15 protein-coding genes are annotated in these 16,283 nt (G+C 71.0%); 9 read left to right on the top strand and 6 right to left on the bottom strand.

Annotated elements, in window-relative coordinates:
• The first annotated feature begins 114 nt into the window (after positions 1 to 114).
• Genes I4J89_RS02320 through I4J89_RS02300 form a run of 5 tightly spaced genes read left to right on the top strand, consistent with a single transcriptional unit; the run spans position 115 to position 4,511 of the window.
• Entirely contained in the window at positions 115 to 666 is a 552-nt protein-coding gene (locus tag I4J89_RS02320) for a methyl-accepting chemotaxis protein (protein ID WP_230858178.1), read from the top strand.
• Positions 667 to 720: 54 nt separating this feature from the next.
• The gene (locus I4J89_RS02315; RefSeq protein ID WP_444876219.1) at positions 721 to 1,083 is read left to right on the top strand and encodes a YchJ family protein; all 363 of its coding nucleotides are present in this window, start codon (positions 721 to 723) and stop codon (positions 1,081 to 1,083) included.
• A gap of 10 nt (positions 1,084 to 1,093) precedes the next feature.
• Positions 1,094 to 1,945 carry a tryptophan 2,3-dioxygenase gene (gene kynA / locus I4J89_RS02310; RefSeq protein ID WP_196412093.1) on the top strand — a complete coding sequence of 284 codons (852 nt, stop codon included), beginning with the start codon at positions 1,094 to 1,096 and terminating at the stop codon, positions 1,943 to 1,945.
• Entirely contained in the window at positions 1,942 to 3,171 is a 1,230-nt protein-coding gene (gene kynU / locus I4J89_RS02305; protein WP_196412092.1) for a kynureninase, read from the top strand. Before kynA ends, kynU begins: the two co-directional genes overlap by 4 nt.
• Positions 3,168 to 4,511 carry an amidohydrolase family protein gene (locus tag I4J89_RS02300; RefSeq protein WP_309238155.1) on the top strand — a complete coding sequence of 448 codons (1,344 nt, stop codon included), beginning with the start codon at positions 3,168 to 3,170 and terminating at the stop codon, positions 4,509 to 4,511. The genes kynU and I4J89_RS02300 overlap by 4 nt, the downstream gene beginning before the upstream one ends.
• A gap of 189 nt (positions 4,512 to 4,700) precedes the next feature.
• Here the strand turns inward: I4J89_RS02300 and I4J89_RS02295 are convergent, their stop codons facing one another.
• The gene (locus I4J89_RS02295; protein WP_196412091.1) at positions 4,701 to 5,720 is read right to left on the bottom strand and encodes a Gfo/Idh/MocA family protein; all 1,020 of its coding nucleotides are present in this window, start codon (positions 5,718 to 5,720) and stop codon (positions 4,701 to 4,703) included.
• Between the two features lie 208 nt (positions 5,721 to 5,928).
• On the opposite strand from I4J89_RS02295, the gene I4J89_RS02290 reads away from it, so the two are divergent.
• The gene (locus I4J89_RS02290; RefSeq protein ID WP_196412090.1) at positions 5,929 to 6,759 is read left to right on the top strand and encodes a methyltransferase domain-containing protein; all 831 of its coding nucleotides are present in this window, start codon (positions 5,929 to 5,931) and stop codon (positions 6,757 to 6,759) included.
• On the opposite strand, the gene I4J89_RS02285 is transcribed toward I4J89_RS02290, so the two are convergent.
• The 4 genes from I4J89_RS02285 to I4J89_RS02270 all read right to left on the bottom strand — a co-directional run bounded on the left by I4J89_RS02285 (position 6,749) and on the right by I4J89_RS02270 (position 11,626).
• Entirely contained in the window at positions 6,749 to 8,236 is a 1,488-nt protein-coding gene (locus I4J89_RS02285; RefSeq protein ID WP_196412089.1) for a glycoside hydrolase family 130 protein, read from the bottom strand. The genes I4J89_RS02290 and I4J89_RS02285 overlap by 11 nt on opposite strands.
• On the bottom strand, positions 8,233 to 9,315 hold the full coding sequence (locus I4J89_RS02280; protein WP_196412088.1) for a glycosyltransferase: 1,083 nt from the start codon (positions 9,313 to 9,315) through the stop codon (positions 8,233 to 8,235). Before I4J89_RS02280 ends, I4J89_RS02285 begins: the two co-directional genes overlap by 4 nt.
• Complete coding sequence (locus I4J89_RS02275) at positions 9,312 to 10,466, bottom strand: glycosyltransferase (protein WP_196412087.1); 1,155 nt, start codon at positions 10,464 to 10,466, stop codon at positions 9,312 to 9,314. The genes I4J89_RS02280 and I4J89_RS02275 overlap by 4 nt, the downstream gene beginning before the upstream one ends.
• A 158-nt stretch (positions 10,467 to 10,624) precedes the next feature.
• Complete coding sequence (locus I4J89_RS02270; RefSeq protein WP_196412086.1) at positions 10,625 to 11,626, bottom strand: glycosyltransferase family 4 protein; 1,002 nt, start codon at positions 11,624 to 11,626, stop codon at positions 10,625 to 10,627.
• A gap of 82 nt (positions 11,627 to 11,708) precedes the next feature.
• Between I4J89_RS02270 and I4J89_RS02265 the strand changes: the two genes are divergently transcribed.
• From I4J89_RS02265 to I4J89_RS02255, 3 genes are all read left to right on the top strand, one after another.
• Entirely contained in the window at positions 11,709 to 13,397 is a 1,689-nt protein-coding gene (locus I4J89_RS02265) for an alpha-glucosidase (RefSeq protein ID WP_196412085.1), read from the top strand.
• A 45-nt stretch (positions 13,398 to 13,442) separates the two neighbouring features.
• Positions 13,443 to 13,931 carry a TspO/MBR family protein gene (locus tag I4J89_RS02260; protein ID WP_196412084.1) on the top strand — a complete coding sequence of 163 codons (489 nt, stop codon included), beginning with the start codon at positions 13,443 to 13,445 and terminating at the stop codon, positions 13,929 to 13,931.
• 117 nt (positions 13,932 to 14,048) lie between these two features.
• Positions 14,049 to 16,121, top strand: coding sequence for a peptidoglycan recognition protein family protein (locus tag I4J89_RS02255; RefSeq protein WP_196412083.1), 2,073 nt, complete (start codon positions 14,049 to 14,051; stop codon positions 16,119 to 16,121).
• Here I4J89_RS02255 and I4J89_RS02250 read toward each other — a convergent pair.
• The gene (locus tag I4J89_RS02250; RefSeq protein ID WP_196412082.1) at positions 16,090 to 16,269 is read right to left on the bottom strand and encodes a hypothetical protein; all 180 of its coding nucleotides are present in this window, start codon (positions 16,267 to 16,269) and stop codon (positions 16,090 to 16,092) included. The genes I4J89_RS02255 and I4J89_RS02250 overlap by 32 nt on opposite strands.
• Positions 16,270 to 16,283: the final 14 nt, after the last annotated feature.

The following is a 16,283-nucleotide window of genomic DNA, read 5'->3' as shown; positions in this document are numbered from 1 at the left end:
CCGCCACGACGCACTCCTCCCCCCCCCCCCCCCCCCCCGGCCGGGGGTGGCCGGGCCCGGCACCGGGGGCGTCCGGAATGGCGAAAACGCCGCGAAGCCCGCGCCCCGGATGGGATGTTGAGCCTCGGACGAGGAATCCCAGGGAGGGGCGGCGTGACCGACTGGCAGAGCGACGACTGGTCTGCTGCTCAGGGCGGGAACGACCAGCAGGACTGGTCGGCGCACGACCGGCAGCGTGACTCGGTGCACCGTCTCGCCAACGTCAGCAACGACATGGCCACCGCCACGCAGTCCGCGGTGCGCGCGGCCGAGACCGCGGTCCAGGTGATCCAGCGGCTCGAGGCCAGCAGCACCGAGATCGGCAAGGTGGTGCAGCTCATCGCCACGATCGCGAAACAGACCAACCTGCTCGCGCTGAACGCGACGATCGAGGCGGCCCGGGCCGGCGAGTCCGGCCGCGGCTTCGCGGTGGTCGCCAGTGAGGTCAAGGACCTGGCCAACGAGACCGCGACCGCGACCAGCGAAATCGGTACGCAGGTCGGCGGCATCCGGGCCGACACCCAGAACGCCGTCTCCGCCATCGAGGAGATGCAGGGCCTGATCGAGGAACTGGACCGCTGCCAGAAGGTGATCAGCGCGATCGTCGTGGAGCAGCAGGCCGGGTGAGAGACACTGGGCGGCATGGCTGCTCGCAAACCGGTGCCCCGGACCGCCTCTTCCGTGTGCCCGTGCGGGCGTCGCGCATACCAGGAATGTTGCGGCCCGGCGCATGACGGCAAGCCGGCGGCCGACCCGGAAGCTCTGATGCGATCGCGCTTCAGCGCGTTCGCCCTGGACAAGGCCGACTACGTGCTGCGAACCTGGCACCCCCAGACCCGGCCGGAGTCCGTCGAGAACGACCCCGGCCTACGCTGGACGCGCCTCGAGGTGCTGGAATGCGGTGGCGGCGGCGTCTTCGACGCCGAGGGAACGGTCGAGTTCCGCGCGCACTACCGCGATCACGGCACACCGGGCGTGATGGAGGAGAACAGCCGGTTCGTCCGGCACGACGGTCAGTGGGTGTACTGGGGTCCGCTGCGGTAAGGAAGTAAGCATGTCGGCACAACGGCCCCTCGAGGACGGCATCGTCCAGGACTTCAAGGTCAACCTCTCGTACGGTGAGTACCTGCACCTGGACGAGATCCTCAACGCACAACATCCGGTCAGCGTCCCGGAGCACCACGACGAGCTGCTGTTCATCCTGCAGCACCAGACGTCGGAGCTCTGGCTCAAGCTGGTCGTCCACGAGCTCCGGGCGGTGCAGCAGCACCTGGCCAAGGACGAGCTGCGCCCGGCGCTCAAGGGTCTGGCCCGGGTCAAACACATCCAGCGCACCCTCACCGAGCAGTGGTCGGTGCTGGCCACGCTGACCCCGAGCGAGTACGCGGAGTTCCGCAGCTTCCTCGGCACGTCGTCGGGCTTCCAGTCGTACCAGTACCGGGCGATCGAATTCCTGCTCGGCAACAAGGACCGGCGGATGCTGAAGATCTTCGACGATCACCCGGCGGCGCTCACCCTGCTCCAGGACGCTCTGGCCACGCCCAGCGTCTACGACGAGTTCCTGCACTTCCTGGCCCGGCGCGGCCACCAGGTGCCGGTGGAGATCCTCCAGCGCGACGTCACCCAGCCGTACGAGTACCAGGCCGACCTGGTGCCCGTCTTCCAGCACATCTACGAGAACGCCGAGCAGAACTGGGACGTCTACGAGGCCTGCGAGGAACTCGTCGACCTGGAGGAGAACTTCCAGCTCTGGCGGTTCCGGCACCTCAAGACGGTGGAACGCACCATCGGCTTCAAACGTGGCACCGGCGGCTCCAGCGGGGTCTCCTTCCTGAAGGCCGCACTCGATCTGACATTCTTCCCGGAGCTCTACGCCGTTCGTACCGAGATCGGAGTGCCCCGGTGACCGACGACCTGCTGACCCGCGCCCATGCCCTGGACGCGGCCGACCCACTCAGCGGGTACCGGGACCGGTTCATCACTCCGCCAGCCACCGAGCTGCTCTCCTATCTGGACGGCAACTCGCTCGGCCGGCCCCTGGAAGCGACCGCCCGGCTGATCGACGAGTTCATCCGCGAGCAGTGGGGCGGGCGCCTGATCCGTGGCTGGGACGAGGGCTGGCTGGAGTGGCCGCTCACCCTGGGTGACCGGCTGGGCGCGGTGGCGCTCGGTGCGGCCGCTGGCCAGACGGTGGTCGCCGACTCGACCACGGTGCTGATCTACAAGCTGGCGCGGGCCGCGGTCGACGCCCGGCCGGGCCGGCGCAAGGTGGTGCTGGACACCGACAACTTCCCCACCGATCGGTACGTGCTGGAGGGCATCGCTTCTGAACGGGGGCTGGAACTCGTCTGGATCGAGACCGACCCGTCCCGTGGTGTCGAGCCGTCCCAGGTGGCCGCCGTCGTCGACGACGAGACCGCGCTCGTGCTGTTCTCGCATGTCGCGTACCGGTCGGGCTGGGTCGCCGACGTCGTGGAGATCAACCGGATCGTGCACGCGGCCGGTGCGCTGGCCATGTGGGACCTGTGCCACTCGGCCGGCTCGGTTCCGATCGCGCTCGACGAGTGGGGCGTGGACCTGGCGGTCGGGTGCACGTACAAATACCTCAACGGCGGGCCCGGTGCGCCGGCCTTCGCGTACCTGCGCCGGGGACTCCAGGGTGAACTGCGGCAGCCGATCCAGGGCTGGATGGGACATCGGGCGTCGTTCGAGATGGGGCACGGGTACGAGCCCGCCCCCGGCATCCGCGCCCTGCTCAGCGGCACCCCGCCGATCCTGGCCATGGTGCCGCTGCACGCCAACCTCGACATGCTCGCCGAGGCCGGGATCGAGGCGGTCCGGGCCAAGTCGCTGCTGCTCACCGACTATGTGCTGGAGCTCGCCGACGCCTGGCTGGTGCCGCACGGCGTCGAGGTGATCAGCCCGCGGGACGTGACCCGCCGGGGCGGGCACGTGACGCTTCGCCGGGCCGGTTTCCGGGAACTGCTCGAACCGCTCTGGGACAGCGGTGTGATCCCCGACTACCGGCGCCCGGACGGCCTGCGGATCGGGCCGGCGCCGCTGAGCACCAGCTTCGCCGAGATCCATCAGGGGCTCGCGGTGCTGCGCGACCTGGTCGAGAAGCAGCGGTGACGACGGCGGACGACACCTCGCCGGCACCGGCGCCGGCGCCGGGCGGCTGCTGCGGCGGATCGGCCAAGGGCGCCTGCGGCCTGGCGGCCCGCCTCGCCGCATGCACACCGGACGCCGGCTCGGCTGCTGGTTCGACTGCCTCAGCCGCGGCTTTCTCTGCTGGCTCGGCACGGCGGATCGAATGGCTGCTGGCCGACTCGGTGTGGTGGGGTGGGCGGCTGCGCAGCGGAGTCGCCCTGCGGGTCGCACCGGACGGTGTGGTCAAACCGGTGCCGGCCGAACTCGCGCCGGGCGGGCCGGACACTCGCCGCTTCCCCGGCACCCTGCTGCCGGGGTTGGTCGACGCACACGTGCACTCGGCGCTGGTCGACGTGGGCACGGTGCGGGCGGGCGGGATCGCCGCGGTGTGGGACCTGGGCGGTGTGCCCGCCGCGGTCCGCGCCCTCGCCGAGCGGGCGGCGGCAGCCGCCGAGCAGACCCGAAGCGGTGCCGTAGCCGCCGCCGACCAGGCCGAGCGAGCCGCGCCAGCGGCCGAGCAGGCCCCAAGCCGGGCCGTCGCCGCCGACCGGGCCGAGTCCCCGGCCGATGCCGGGCTGGCGGCCCGCTATCCGGCTGTCAAGCTACCTCGGATCCGTTATGCGGGTCCGTTTCTGATCGCTCCGGGCGGATACCCGAGCGACCGCTCCTGGGCCGCCGCGGGCAGTTGGCGCGAGGTCCGCTCGGCCGCGGACGCGGGGGCGGCGGTCGCCGAGGCCCACTCTGCCGGGGCCGGCCTGATCAAGGTCACCGCGCACACCGGCGGCCCCCAGCTGCCCGAGCCGACCCTGCGCGCTCTGGTCGACGCGGCGCACGCCGCCGGCCTGCCGGTGGTCGTGCATGCCGAAGGGCCCGGCACGGTTGCCGCGGCCCTCGCCGCCGGTGCCGACCTGCTGGCGCATACGCCCTGGACAGAGCGGATCGACGATGCGCTGCTGCGCGCCTGCGCTGCGCGCATGTGCTGGATCAGCACGCTGGACATCCACGGCTGGGGAGAGCCGGACCCGGCGCGAGAGATCGCCGTCGACAACCTGCGGCGCTTCCGGGAGTACGGCGGAACGATCCGTTACGGAACCGACCTCGGCAACGGGCCGCTCCCGCCCGGCGTCAACGTCCGCGAGATCCGGGCGTTGCAGTCAGCCGGCCTGCCACCCGACGACGTCCTGCTGGCCATGACCGATAGCGACAGCATCACCGAGATCTCCTGGGTCCCCGGCGGCCTGGACCTGGACCCGGAGCGCTTCGCCGACATCCTGGCCACCGCCCGGGTCGTGGACGCCGACGTCCGCCCTGCCGCCCTCTGACCCCGGCAACCCGCCCAGCTGGGCTGGGAGGCGCCGCGATGACAACGGCGGGCGTCAGCCCGCCCGGGCGCCGGGCCCGTGTATGGGCCCGGCGGGCGCGGTGGGGCCTGGAGTCGCAGGCAGGCCGCGGGGGACAGCGGTGCAGGTGTGGTTCGGCGGGACGGCGTCGGCGCGTACCGGGACAGCGGGTTAGAGGGTGACCGAAGCGCCGCTGGTGGCGCTCTGCCGGGCGGCGTCCAGGATCTCCATCGCGCGGACGGAGTCCCACGGGTCGACCGGGAGCGGGCCGGTGCCGAGGACCGCGGCGGCGAAGGCCGGGTAGAAGGTGTCCCAGCGGCCGCGGCAGCTCTCCACCGGGGCGCCGGTGGCGCCGCGGAACAGGTGGCCCCAGCGATGTTCCGGTTCGACGCCCCAGCGGTCGAGGAGCTTGGCCGGGGACTTGCCGGACTTGAGTACCTCTTCCTGGCAGTCGAGCTGGGCGGAGATGTAGGTGCCGGCCGTGCCGGTGACCCGGAAGCGGGGGCCCGGGCCGGCCTGCCGCCAGCTGCCCCACAGGTGTGACTCGACGCCGTTGGCGTGGTGCAGGGCCACGAAGAAGTCGTCGTCGCGGGGTTCGCCGCGCATTTCTGCGTAGACCCGCTCGGCCGGGCCGTGCAGCTGCAACGCCTGGTCGACCAGGTGGGAACCGAAGTCGAGGAGGGTGCCACCGCCGGCGGCGGGCGGCTCCCGGTCCGGCGCCCAGCGCTCCATGCGCGACTCGAAGCGGCGGATCTCGCCGAGCGAACCCTTCTCCATCAGCTTGCGGACGGTCAGGAAGTCGGAGTCCCAGCGCCGGTTCTGGTAGACGGTCAGCGGCACGCCCGCCGCCTCCGCCTCGGTGACCAGCTGGCGGGCGGTGCCGGCGTCCAGCGCGAACGGCTTGTCGACGACCACGGCCAGCCCGGCGGCGAGGGCCTCCCGGGCCAGGGCGGCGTGGGTGGCGGCCGGCGTCGAGATCGCTACGGCCTGCACGCCGTCGGCGGCCAGGGCGGCGATCGAGTCGTACGCCTCGACGCCCGGCAACTGCGCGGCGACCTGTGCCCGGCGCTCCGCCGAGGTGGTGACCACGCCGACGAACTCCACGTTCTCCGCCGACGCGATCAGAGGCGCGTGGAAGACCCGCCCTCCGGTGCCGTAGCCGACCAGCCCGAACTTCACCCGCTCGATCATGCCCGGCAGTTTTTCACATCCATTGCCGTCCTGTTGCATTCGATCTTTCCCGTAACTTGTGACGCACGCCCCACTACCGTAAGTGACGAGGCTGCCGTGTGCGTATTCCGCACACCGTGGTACCGATCAAGCGAAACGGCAGGTACCGCGCCTGTCAGATGGATGACGAGGACAGGCGATCGGTGCCGCCGGGATGAACAATCGCCTGATGGAACCCGCGCAGAAGGAACGGACCCCGTTTGCCGACATCGACGGTCTCACGGCGCAGATGTCCGAGATAGTGCTGGACGCGCTGACCGAAATGGGTCGTCACTCGGAAATCCGGCGCGTTCGCCGGGTCGCCTTCGACAAGCTGCGCCCGGCCGCCGGCCAGTGCCTGCTGGACGCGGGTTCCGGAGCCGGCGACGTGGCCCGCCTCCTCGCCACCGAGATCGGCCCGCGCGGCGAGGTGATCGCCCTGGACCACTCGGCCTCGGTCACGGCGGCCGCGGTCCGGCGGCACGACGGCAGCAACGTGCGGTACGTGACCGGCGACATCTGCCGGATGGACCTGCCGGGCGACTGCGTTGACGGGGTCTGGTGCGAGCGGGTCCTCCAGCATGTCGACGACGCGGACCGGGCGATCGCCGAGCTGATCCGGGTGACCCGCCCGGGCGGCCGGATCTGCCTGGTGGACACCGACTGGGCCTCGCTCGCCTTCGACGGGATGCCGGCCGGCCTGGGCGAGGTGGTGATGGCGCACGCGCGCGGCCATCTCACCCCGCGCCGGTTCGACATGGGACGGACGCTGCGCCGGCGCCTGGTCGCGGCCGGCCTGTCCGGGGTGTCGGCGACCCCGGTGACCTGCTTCTTCGCCGACCCCGAGTCGGCCGCGGTGGTGCTGCCGATGGTCAACCCGCGGGTGCCGGAGGAGACCTGGGGGACCCCGCCCGGCGTCCGCGACGAGTGGCTGGCCTGCGTCGAGGCGGCCGGCGCGAGCGGGACCTTCCTGGCCGTGCTCACCATCTGGGTGGTGGCGGGCACGGTCACTACTGGCTGACCGGCACCATCCGGTGGAGCAGACGGTCCAGCGGCATGCTGGCGAAGCTGATCCGTACGTCGCTGGAGGCGTACGGCAGCCAGAACCGTCCCTCGTGCACGAGACCGCCACAGGAGTAGAGCACGTTCGGCACGTACCCTTCGCGCTCGATCTCGTCCGGGTCGATCAGGCCCTGCGGCAGGTCGGCGATCACCCGCTCCGGGTTGTTCAGGTCGAGCAGCATGGCGCCGATGGCGTACCGGCGCATCGGGCCGACGCCGTGGGTCAGCACCAGCCAGCCGGCCTCGGTCTCGATCGGTGAGCCGCAGTTGCCCACCTGGATCAGGTCCCAGCCGCGGTGTGGCACCAGCAGCGGGCCGGCCGGTTGCCAGCGGTGCTTCTCGTCGCGTACGGCCAGGCCCAGGGTTTCGCCGTCGGAGCGGCAGAGCGCCATCTTGCGGCCGTTGATGTAACGCGGGAACAGCGCCATGCCCTTGTTCCGGGCGGCCGGGCCGTGCAGCGCGGTCACCTCGAAGTGCCGCAGGTCCCGGGTGTAGACCACCCGCCCGGAGATGTTGAATCCGTCGTAGGCGGTGTATGTCGCCTGATACGCGGGCCGCCCGTCCGGGTCCACCACGTGCACGAATCGGGCGTCCTCCATGCCCCGGCTCTCACTCGGCGTGGCCGGCCAGAGCACCCGCTGGTGCAGCGGCATGGTGGCCGGGAAGGTCACCGCGTAGTCGTCGCCGACGATCCTCCGGATGAGTTCCAGGGTCATCGGGGTGGTCGGCCGGGCCAGGATCTCCGCCGGGAGGTGGCTCAGGACGTCCTCGAACACCTGGTCGTCGTAGCGGGGTGGTAGGGCGCCGAGGACGTACGCCGACGCCTCGTTGTCGATGTCCTCGTCCGCGAGTGCCGCGAAGAGCTGGTGTTTCATGTGCTTGGCGCCGACCCGCTGACCGATCGTGAGCGGCCCGTCCCGGTCCTCGAGACGGATCGCCGCGCCCGGGCCGAGCACCACGCTGCAGAAGCCGATCGAAGAGATGTGCCCTTCGCCGATCTGCCGCAGGCTGAGCGCGGCCCGCATCTCGCCCGGCGCGAGGTCGCTCTGATCGGGGTGCGGCACGATCGACGGGTTGCACAGCGCCGCGGCCTCGACCGAGAACTCGTGGCTGAAGTACGCGCCGATCAGGGTACGGGCGGCGGGCGACAGGTCGATCTCGGCCGGGACCCGGTGCTGCACCACGCCGTAGTGGTGCTGGAACACCGAGAGGATGTCGTGGTGCCGCCCGGCGAAGCGGTTCAGGACGTCGTCAAGCAGCGAGGCGATGTCCGTCTCGTCGAGCTGGAGGACCCGCTCGATCAGGCACGACGCCCGGTTGTGGGTGATGTGCGCGTCCTCCCCCGGGACGAACAGCTTGATCACCACGCGGCGGCCGTCGGGCGCCATGGTGATGTTGTGACGGGTGATGTCGTGCGTATTTACGGTTGCGGTCACGCTAGGCCGCCTGACGGTCGGGTCGCGCTCCGTTTCGCCAGCGTGCGGGCATGCTGCAGCGTCGAGACAAGCGCGAGGGTGGATTCGGCTCCTTGGTTCAGATTAGGACCATCAACCGTCAATCCGTCATAACAACCGCAAGTCTCGCTGTCGTACATCACCGATCCGGTGTCGTTGTCGCCGAAGAACCACCCGATCGCCTGGCGAAGCGGTGCGTCCCAGCGCTCGTCCCCGGTGACCGCGGCCGCCGTCGCGCAGGCGTCCGCGGTGGCCGCCGCCTCGATCGGCTGCTGGTCGAAGCGGTGCCGGTCCACCCCGCGCCGCCAGCCGCCGACCGGGACCGTGGAGAGATGGCCGTGGTGGTCCTGCATGTCGCAGAGCCAGGAGAGCATCCGCAGCCCGTCGGCGAGCAGCGCTTCGTCACCGAGGAGGTCCCCGGCGACGATGACCACCTCGGCGAGCGCCGGGTTCGCGTACGTCAGCTCCGGCTCCGGCCAGACCCAGTCCGGATCCGAACCCGGCAGCCCGATCACCGTGGCCGCGTCGCCGAGCAGTTGCGCGGCCTCCCGGTCGTGCGGATCGGCGCGCAGCACCTCGGCCGCGCCCAGCCCGGCGAAGGCCATCGCCCGCGGCCACGGCGACCGGCAGCGTACGCCCTGCCGGAAGGCGTTCATCGCCTCCCGGCGGATCCAGCCGTTGCCGCCGCGCGCGGCGGCGGTGCCGAGTCCCCAGATCGCCCGGCCCCACCAGTCGCACAGGGCCGGTTCGTCGAGCCAGCGCCGGTCGAAGCTCATCCGGTTGTGGAAGGCCCCGCCGGCCGCCTGCGCGTGCGTCAGGAAGGCCAGGTAGCGCTCGGCGTGCCGGGTCAGTTCGGGGTCCGGCCGGGGTTCCCGGCAGGCGATCAGCAGTCCCCGGGAGACGTCGTCCACGCAGTAGCCGTGCTCACGCCGGACGATCGCGTTGCGCGCGTGTTCGAGCAGGCCGGTGTCGTCGGAGAGCCGGAACACGTGGTCCCAGCGCGGTTCCGGCACATCGTTGAGCCGGACGGGCGGCGGAAGCAGCCGCAACGACAGGCTCATGCCGGAACGGTGGCCGCTGCGAGCGGCCGGCGGTCCCCGACGAGCCGGGAGGCGAGGGCCTGATAGCGCGCGGCCACCGCCGGCCAGCGCAGGGTGGGTCCGCCGGCCAGGCCGGTGAGCCGGCCGGGCAGGCCCGGCTCGGCGAGCACCCGCCGGATGGCCATGGCCATCCCGTCCGGATCCTGATGGGGTACGAGCAGACCCGGTCCGTCCGCCAGCAGTTCGACCGCGTGCGGGAACTCGGTGGCCACCACCGGCACCCCGGCCGCCACCGCCTCGATCAGCACCCCCGAGGTGACCTGCTCGGTCGAGTCGTAGGGCAGCACGACGGCGTCGGCCGAGCGGATCAGCCGGGACAGGTCGGCCGGCTCCAGGTAGACGTCGGACCAGTGCACACGGTCCTGCACGCCGAGTTCCGCGGCGAGCGCCTTCAGCGATTCGCGGTATCCGTCGCCCTGTTGTTCCAGCACCTTGGGATGGGTTCGCCCGGCGACGGTGTAGACCGGCAGGGGTTCGACGTCGTCGAGGCGGGCGAGCGCCCGGATCGCCCACTCGATGCCCTTGCCCGGGCCGAGCAGGCCCCAGGTGAGCAGGTGCGGCCGGTCGTGATCCTCCCGGGGTACGCCGTTGTGGCTGCCCGCCCCGTGCGGGATGACCGTGATCTTGCGAGGGTCCACCTCGTAGTGGGTGGTGAGTCGCTGACGGGCGGTGTCGGTCATGGTGACCACGGCGTCGGCGGTGGCGCCGATCTGCTCGAGGACGGACCGTTGCAGCGGGTCCGGGTGGGTGAGGACGGTGTGCAGGACGACGATCGCCGGTATCCGCAGGGACCGCAGCACCGGCAGGATCTCGGTTCCGGCGTCACCGGGGTAGATGCCGTACTCGTGTTGCACGACCGCCACGTCGAAGCGGTTGAGCGCGGTGGTGGCGGCCACCCAGCCGCCGGGACGATCGGTGTGCCAGGTGTGCACGACCCGCGGCGCGGCCCGGTCGAGCGCGATCCCACCGTTGATGTCGTCGCTGGCGAGCAGCCGCACCACACCGGAACCGCCGGTTCCCTCATTCAGGTGGGTCGCGAGTGCCGCATTGAATGTCGCCAAACCGCATTGTGTGGGGGGATAGGTGCTCAAAAACCCGTACGTCGCGGGCATGACAAGCCTTTCTCCTCGGCCGGCTGCCTCCCCGCAGCACGGACTCAGCGCGCGCGGGCAAACTGCGCAGGACCGCGCGAGAACGGCGCAAAGGCGGCCCAGGAATTAGGCCGGTTTAACGCGCAATTCACATTGCGACGTTAACAACATCCAGCTATTCAGCTGATGATTTTTCGGTAAATCGTCAGGTACTCCTCAACCATCCGGTCAGCCGAGAAGCGTTCCCGGGCGCGCGCCGAGCAGGCGGCCCGATCGATCTCCGCGAGCCGCCCCACCACCTGCACCGCCTCGTCGATCGTGTCGACCAGCCGCCCGGTCACCCCCTCGTCCACCACCTCCGGCATCGACCCCTTCCGGAACGCGACAACCGGCGTCCCGCACGCCATCGACTCGACCACGGAGAGCCCGAACGGCTCGGCGAACCGGATCGGATGCAGCAGTGCCGCACCGGAGCCGAGAATCGTTCCCCGCTCGTCCGGTCCGACCGAGCCCAGATAGACCACACGCTCCCCGTCGATCATGGGTTCCACGCGTTCGGAGAAGTAATCGCGGTCCTGCACGATTCCGCACATGATCAGCCGGCGCCCGGCCCGGCGGGCGATCTCGATGGCGATATCGGTGCCCTTGTCCGGGTGGATCCGGCCGAACAGGATCAGGTCGTCGCCGCCGTTCGGATGGAACGGCAGCCCGGACAGATCGACACCGTGGTGCACGGTGGCGAGGTATTCCAGGTCGGGCGAGCGGTCGCTGTCGGAGATGGAGACGAAGTGCGATCGGGCCCGGCGGTACGCGGGCAGGATGTTGCTTCCGGAGAAGCCGTGCACCGTGGTCACCATCGGCGCCCGGCAATGCGCCGAGAAGGCCAGCGGCAGCCAGTCCAGATGGTTGTGGATCAGGTCGAAGTCACCGGACCGTTGGAGCGCGTGGCTGACATGGAGCGCCTCCCAGACCCGGCCGTCGATCTGGTCGTTCTCCTCGTACCCGGTGGGCACGACGCCGTCGAGGGTGGCCTTGGTGACCGAGTCCAGCGTGGCGAAGAGCGTGACGTCGACGCCGCGGGCGCTCAGTCCCTCGGCGAGCAGACCGGTGATCAGTTCCCAGGGGCCGTAATGCACCGGTGGCGTACGCCAGGCGATCGGCCCCAAGAGTCCAATCTTCATGACAAATCAGATTTATAGGTCATAAGCACGTGGTCAGTATGCCCGGCCGATACCGGCTGGGTTTCCGTGTTAGAGAAGAGCCATGACGGATTCGTGGTGGAAGAAGGCGGTCGTCTACCAGATCTACCCGCGGAGCTTCGCGGACTCCGACGGCGACGGCATGGGCGACCTGCGCGGCATCATCGACCACCTCGACCACCTGGCCGAGCTCGGCGTGGACGTGCTCTGGCTCTCCCCGATCTATCCGTCGCCGCAGGACGACAACGGGTACGACATCAGTGACTACCAGGACATCGAGCCGCTCTTCGGGACCCTGGAGACCTTCGACGAGCTGCTCACCGGTGCGCACGCCCGCGGCATGAAGCTGATCATGGACCTGGTCGTGAACCACAGCTCGGACGAGCACCAGTGGTTCCTGGACAGCCGCTCGTCCAAGGACCACCCGAAACGGGACTGGTACTGGTGGCGCCCGGCCCGCGACGGGATGGAGCCCGGTACGCCCGGCGCCGAGCCGACCAACTGGGGCTCGGTCTTCGGCGGGCCGGCCTGGGAGTACGACGACAAGACCGGCGAGTACTACCTGCACCTGTTCTCGCGGAAGCAGCCCGATCTCAACTGGGAGAACCCGGAGGTCCGGCAGGCGATCTACGCCATGATGCGCTGGTGGCTGGACCGGGGCGTGGACGGCTTCCGGATGGACGTGATCAACATGATCTCCAAGGACGTGAGCCTGCCGGACGGCCGGCTGTCCACCGGTGCCGCGTACGCGGACGGCTCGGCCAGCTTCGTCGGTGGCCCCCGCCTGCACGAGTTCCTCCAGGAGATGCATCGGGAGGTCTTCAGGGGCCGGGACGAGCTGCTGACCGTCGGCGAGATGCCCGGCGTCACCGTGGACGAGGCCCGGCTGCACACCGATCCGGACCGCGGCGAGGTGGACATGGTCTTCCAGTTCGACCACGTCTGGGTGGACCGCGGCCCTGACCCGTGGCTGCTCCAGCCGCTCCAGCTCACCCAGCTCAAGGCGATCCTCGGCCGCTGGCAGGCCGGGCTGGCCGACCTGGGCTGGAACAGTCTCTACTGGAACAACCACGACCAGCCGCGGGTCGTCTCCCGGTACGGCGACGACGGCCCGGAGCACCGGGTCACCTCGGCCAAGATGCTCGGCACCGTGCTCCACCTGCACCGCGGCACGCCCTACGTGTACCAGGGCGAGGAACTCGGCATGACGAACTATCCGTTCGGCGGGATCGAGGACTTCCGCGACATCGAGGCGCTCGGCCAGTACCGGCAGGCGCTCGACCTGGAGGGGCGGACCCCGGAGGAGGTGCTGACCGTCCTGCGGGCCCGGGGCCGGGACAACGCGCGTACCCCGATGCAGTGGGACGACTCGCCCAACGCCGGCTTCAGCACCGGAACGCCGTGGCTGCCGGCCAACCCGAACTATCCGGAGATCAACGCCGCCGCACAGCGCGCCGATCCCGACTCGGTCTTCCACTACTACCGCAGGCTGATCGAGCTGCGGCACACCGAGCCGGCGGTGGCGGAAGGCGACTTCACCATGCTGCTCCCGCACGACGAGCGCCTGTACGCCTTCACCCGCCGGCTCGGCGGCACCGAGCTCCTGGTGATCGGCAACTTCTCCGGCGACGCCGTGCGGGCCGAGGTCCCCGAGATGGAGAACGCCGAGCTCATCCTGAACAACCTGGCCGAAGCCCCGGTCGACCGCACCCTCGCTCCATGGCAAGCGGTCGTCTACAAACGAACGGTCTAGGTCTGCCGGCGATTCGTGCGGGTGATCCGGGGGTATTCGGCCCGCATGACCAGTCATGCGATGCGTCCGGGCCGTTCCGTCTCGCCGTGGCTGGCGCTGGCCGGGTTCGGGGCCGCGGTGGCGCTGGCCGCGCTGATCGGCGTCCTCGGCGTGACCGGTACGGCGTCGGAGTACCAGAGCCTGGACCGCCCGGATTGGGCGCCGCCGTCTTCGGTGTTCGGCCCCGTGTGGACCGTGCTGTACGTCATGATCGCAGTGAGCGGCTGGCTGGTCTGGCGGCGTACGGGCTGGTCGTCCGCCCTGAACTGGTACGCCGTGCAGCTCGTGCTGAACGCGGCCTGGACCCCGATCTTCTTCGGGGCCGGTCAGTACGGTCTGGCACTGCTGGACATCGTGGTGCTCTGGGTGCTGATCGGGGTGACGGTGTGGCGGTTCCGGCCGATCTCGCCGCTCGCGGCGGGGCTGCTGCTGCCGTACTGGGCGTGGGTCACCTTCGCCACCGCGCTGAACACGGCGATCTGGGTGGCGAACTAAAAATCGGAGCTTTTTTCGCGAAATGCCCCACGTGTCACATCTGACCCAGGCAAGGTGGCACAAGGTCGCCGGTACATCCTGAATTGACCCCTTTGTCGGCGGCCGGGGGAGCTCACCATGCGCCGAAACCGGCTCGTCGTACGTCTCGTCCTCGCCGCTGCCGTCCTGGCCGGCTCGCAAAGCCTGCTCACGGTTCCCTCGCGAAGCCTGCCCCGTTCGCAGGCCGCGGAACCGCTGGTGCAGACGTTCCGATTCGATCAGGCGGCCGCCACCCGGGACGCACGGCTGATCTCAGCCCGCTCGGCCGCCCTCCGCACGGCGGAACTGCCGAGCCGCCGGACCGCGCCGTTCAGCCTGCTCGGGGTGAGCTGGAGTGACCCGCGAGCGGTGGCCGCCGGGGCGATCGAGGTGCGCACCCGGTCGATCGGCACCGGCCGGTGGACCTCCTGGCAGCTGCTGGAGACCGACAACCCGGACGCCTCGGGCGGGTCCGGCGGGCCGGCCGTTCGTGGCGCCAGTGATCCGCTCTGGGTGGGGCCGTCGGACGGCGTACAGGCCCGGATGGTGGCGACCGACGGTGGTCCGGTGCCGGACGGACTGCGCGTGGACCTGATCAACCCGGAGGCCTCCTCGACGGCCACTCCGCGGCTCGACCTCGTCGCGGCCCGTACCGGCGGGAAGCGGGCGCCCGGCCTTCCGGCGCGGCCGGTGCCGAAGATGGTCAGCCGGGCCGGCTGGGGCGCCAACGAGATGCTGGTCAAGGAGACACCGTCGTACACCGGGCCGATCCAGGTGGTGTTCGTGCATCACACGGCGACCGGCAACGGGTACAGCTGCGGGCAGTCGGCGAGCATCGTCCGGGGCATCGAGGCGTACCAGGTGAAGAGCAAGGGCTGGAACGACATCGGCTACAACTTCCTGGTCGACAAGTGCGGCAGGATCTTCGAGGGCCGCCGGGGTGGCGTGCACCGGTCCGTGCTGGGTGCGCACACGCTCGGCTTCAACGACAACTCCAGCGCGATCGCGGTGATCGGCAACTTCGGCGGCATCGGGATCCCGGCGGCGGCCCGCGCCTCGGTGGCCCAGCTCGCCGCCTACAAGCTGGGTGCCTGGGGGAGTCCGCCGGCCGGCCGGGTGCGGCTGACCTCCGGCGGCAGCGACCGGTACCCGGCCGGGAAGCCGGCCGTGCTGAACCGGATCTCCGGGCACCGGGACACCGGCCGCACCGAGTGCCCGGGCAACTCCCTCTACGCCCAGCTCCCGGCGATCCGGACGATCGCGGGCGGGGCGCCGGCCGGGCTCCGCTATCAATCGCTCGGCGGAGCGACCGCGTACGCCGGCCGGTACTACAGCCGGGGACTTCTCCAACCGCTCTGGAACCTCAGCACGCCGACCCGGATGCTGGATCGCTTCGAGGTGTGGCTCGACGGCCGGCTCCTGGCCGGGGCGCCGGCCTGGCACCGGCGCTCCCGGGTACGCCTCACCCCGGGCGCGCACACGGTCGCGGTCAAGGCGGTGCATCTGTCCGGGCGTACCTCGGTGACGAGTGAGCGGATCATCGCGGACCCGGTGCCGCCCTCCCTGGCGGCCCCGCAGGTGTCGCTGCGCGTCGGGACGCTGAGCAACACGGTGCCGGTCCGGCTCGGCTGGACGACCACCGACGCCGGCGGCGTGCGCTCGGTACGCGTCACCGGCACCACCCGGACGGTGCTCGGCGGGACCGCGCGGGCCCTGGACGGGTCGGCCCGGCTCGGCGAGGCGGGTGCGTGGACGGTCACGGCGGCCGACCGGGCGGGGAACGTGCGGAGCGCCTCGGTCACGCGTACCCCGATGATGTTGCCGGAGGCCGGGGCGCGGCGGACCGGAACCTGGCGCACCCTGCGCGACCCCGGCTTCCTGGGCAGTGAGGCTCTTACCGCGTCGGCCGGGCGCGCGTCACTCAGCTGGACCTTCACCGGCCGATCGGCGGCTCTGGTGGTGGGCCGCACGGCCACCTCCGGCCGGGTCCGGATCTTCCTGGACGGGCGCGATCAGGGCGTGGTGGACCTGCGGTCGGCGACCGCGACATACCGGCAGGCGGTCTGGACCCGGATGTGGCGCGACAGCGGCCGGCACACCGTGCGGGTCCAGGTGGAAGGCACCGCCGGCCGGCCCTCGGTCATGCTCGACGGTCTGGCGTACCTGCGCTGACCACAGTGTTCGTCGCGGTCTCCTGCTGCGGGACGGGTGTGGCCGCGACGGCCTCCGAGCCGGCGGACAGTGCGATGGCCGCGGCCATCACGCCGGCGGCGAGCAGCGGGGCCGGGCCGTTCCCGGTGAGGTGGCGATACAGGCGCATGCCCGGCGGATCGT

Origin of the sequence: Actinoplanes aureus (assembly GCF_015704865.1) — a bacterium.
GTDB classification, from domain to species: Bacteria; Actinomycetota; Actinomycetes; order Mycobacteriales; family Micromonosporaceae; genus Actinoplanes; species Actinoplanes aureus.
Note: the sequence above shows the minus strand (reverse complement) of the source record. Positions and strands in the feature narration are given on the sequence as shown.

Coding starts and splice junctions, on each gene's coding strand:
- I4J89_RS02320 (WP_230858178.1), top strand. CDS start 115: ATGTTGAGCCTCGGACGAGGAATCCCAGGGAGGGGCGGCGTGACCGAC.
- I4J89_RS02265 (WP_196412085.1), top strand. CDS start 11,709: ATGACGGATTCGTGGTGGAAGAAGGCGGTCGTCTACCAGATCTACCCG.
- I4J89_RS02260 (WP_196412084.1), top strand. CDS start 13,443: ATGACCAGTCATGCGATGCGTCCGGGCCGTTCCGTCTCGCCGTGGCTG.
- I4J89_RS02290 (WP_196412090.1), top strand. CDS start 5,929: ATGGAACCCGCGCAGAAGGAACGGACCCCGTTTGCCGACATCGACGGT.
- I4J89_RS02295 (WP_196412091.1), bottom strand. CDS start 5,720: ATGATCGAGCGGGTGAAGTTCGGGCTGGTCGGCTACGGCACCGGAGGG.
- I4J89_RS02275 (WP_196412087.1), bottom strand. CDS start 10,466: ATGCCCGCGACGTACGGGTTTTTGAGCACCTATCCCCCCACACAATGC.
- I4J89_RS02255 (WP_196412083.1), top strand. CDS start 14,049: ATGCGCCGAAACCGGCTCGTCGTACGTCTCGTCCTCGCCGCTGCCGTC.
- I4J89_RS02250 (WP_196412082.1), bottom strand. CDS start 16,269: ATGCGCCTGTATCGCCACCTCACCGGGAACGGCCCGGCCCCGCTGCTC.
- I4J89_RS02280 (WP_196412088.1), bottom strand. CDS start 9,315: ATGAGCCTGTCGTTGCGGCTGCTTCCGCCGCCCGTCCGGCTCAACGAT.
- I4J89_RS02270 (WP_196412086.1), bottom strand. CDS start 11,626: ATGAAGATTGGACTCTTGGGGCCGATCGCCTGGCGTACGCCACCGGTG.
- kynA (WP_196412093.1), top strand. CDS start 1,094: ATGTCGGCACAACGGCCCCTCGAGGACGGCATCGTCCAGGACTTCAAG.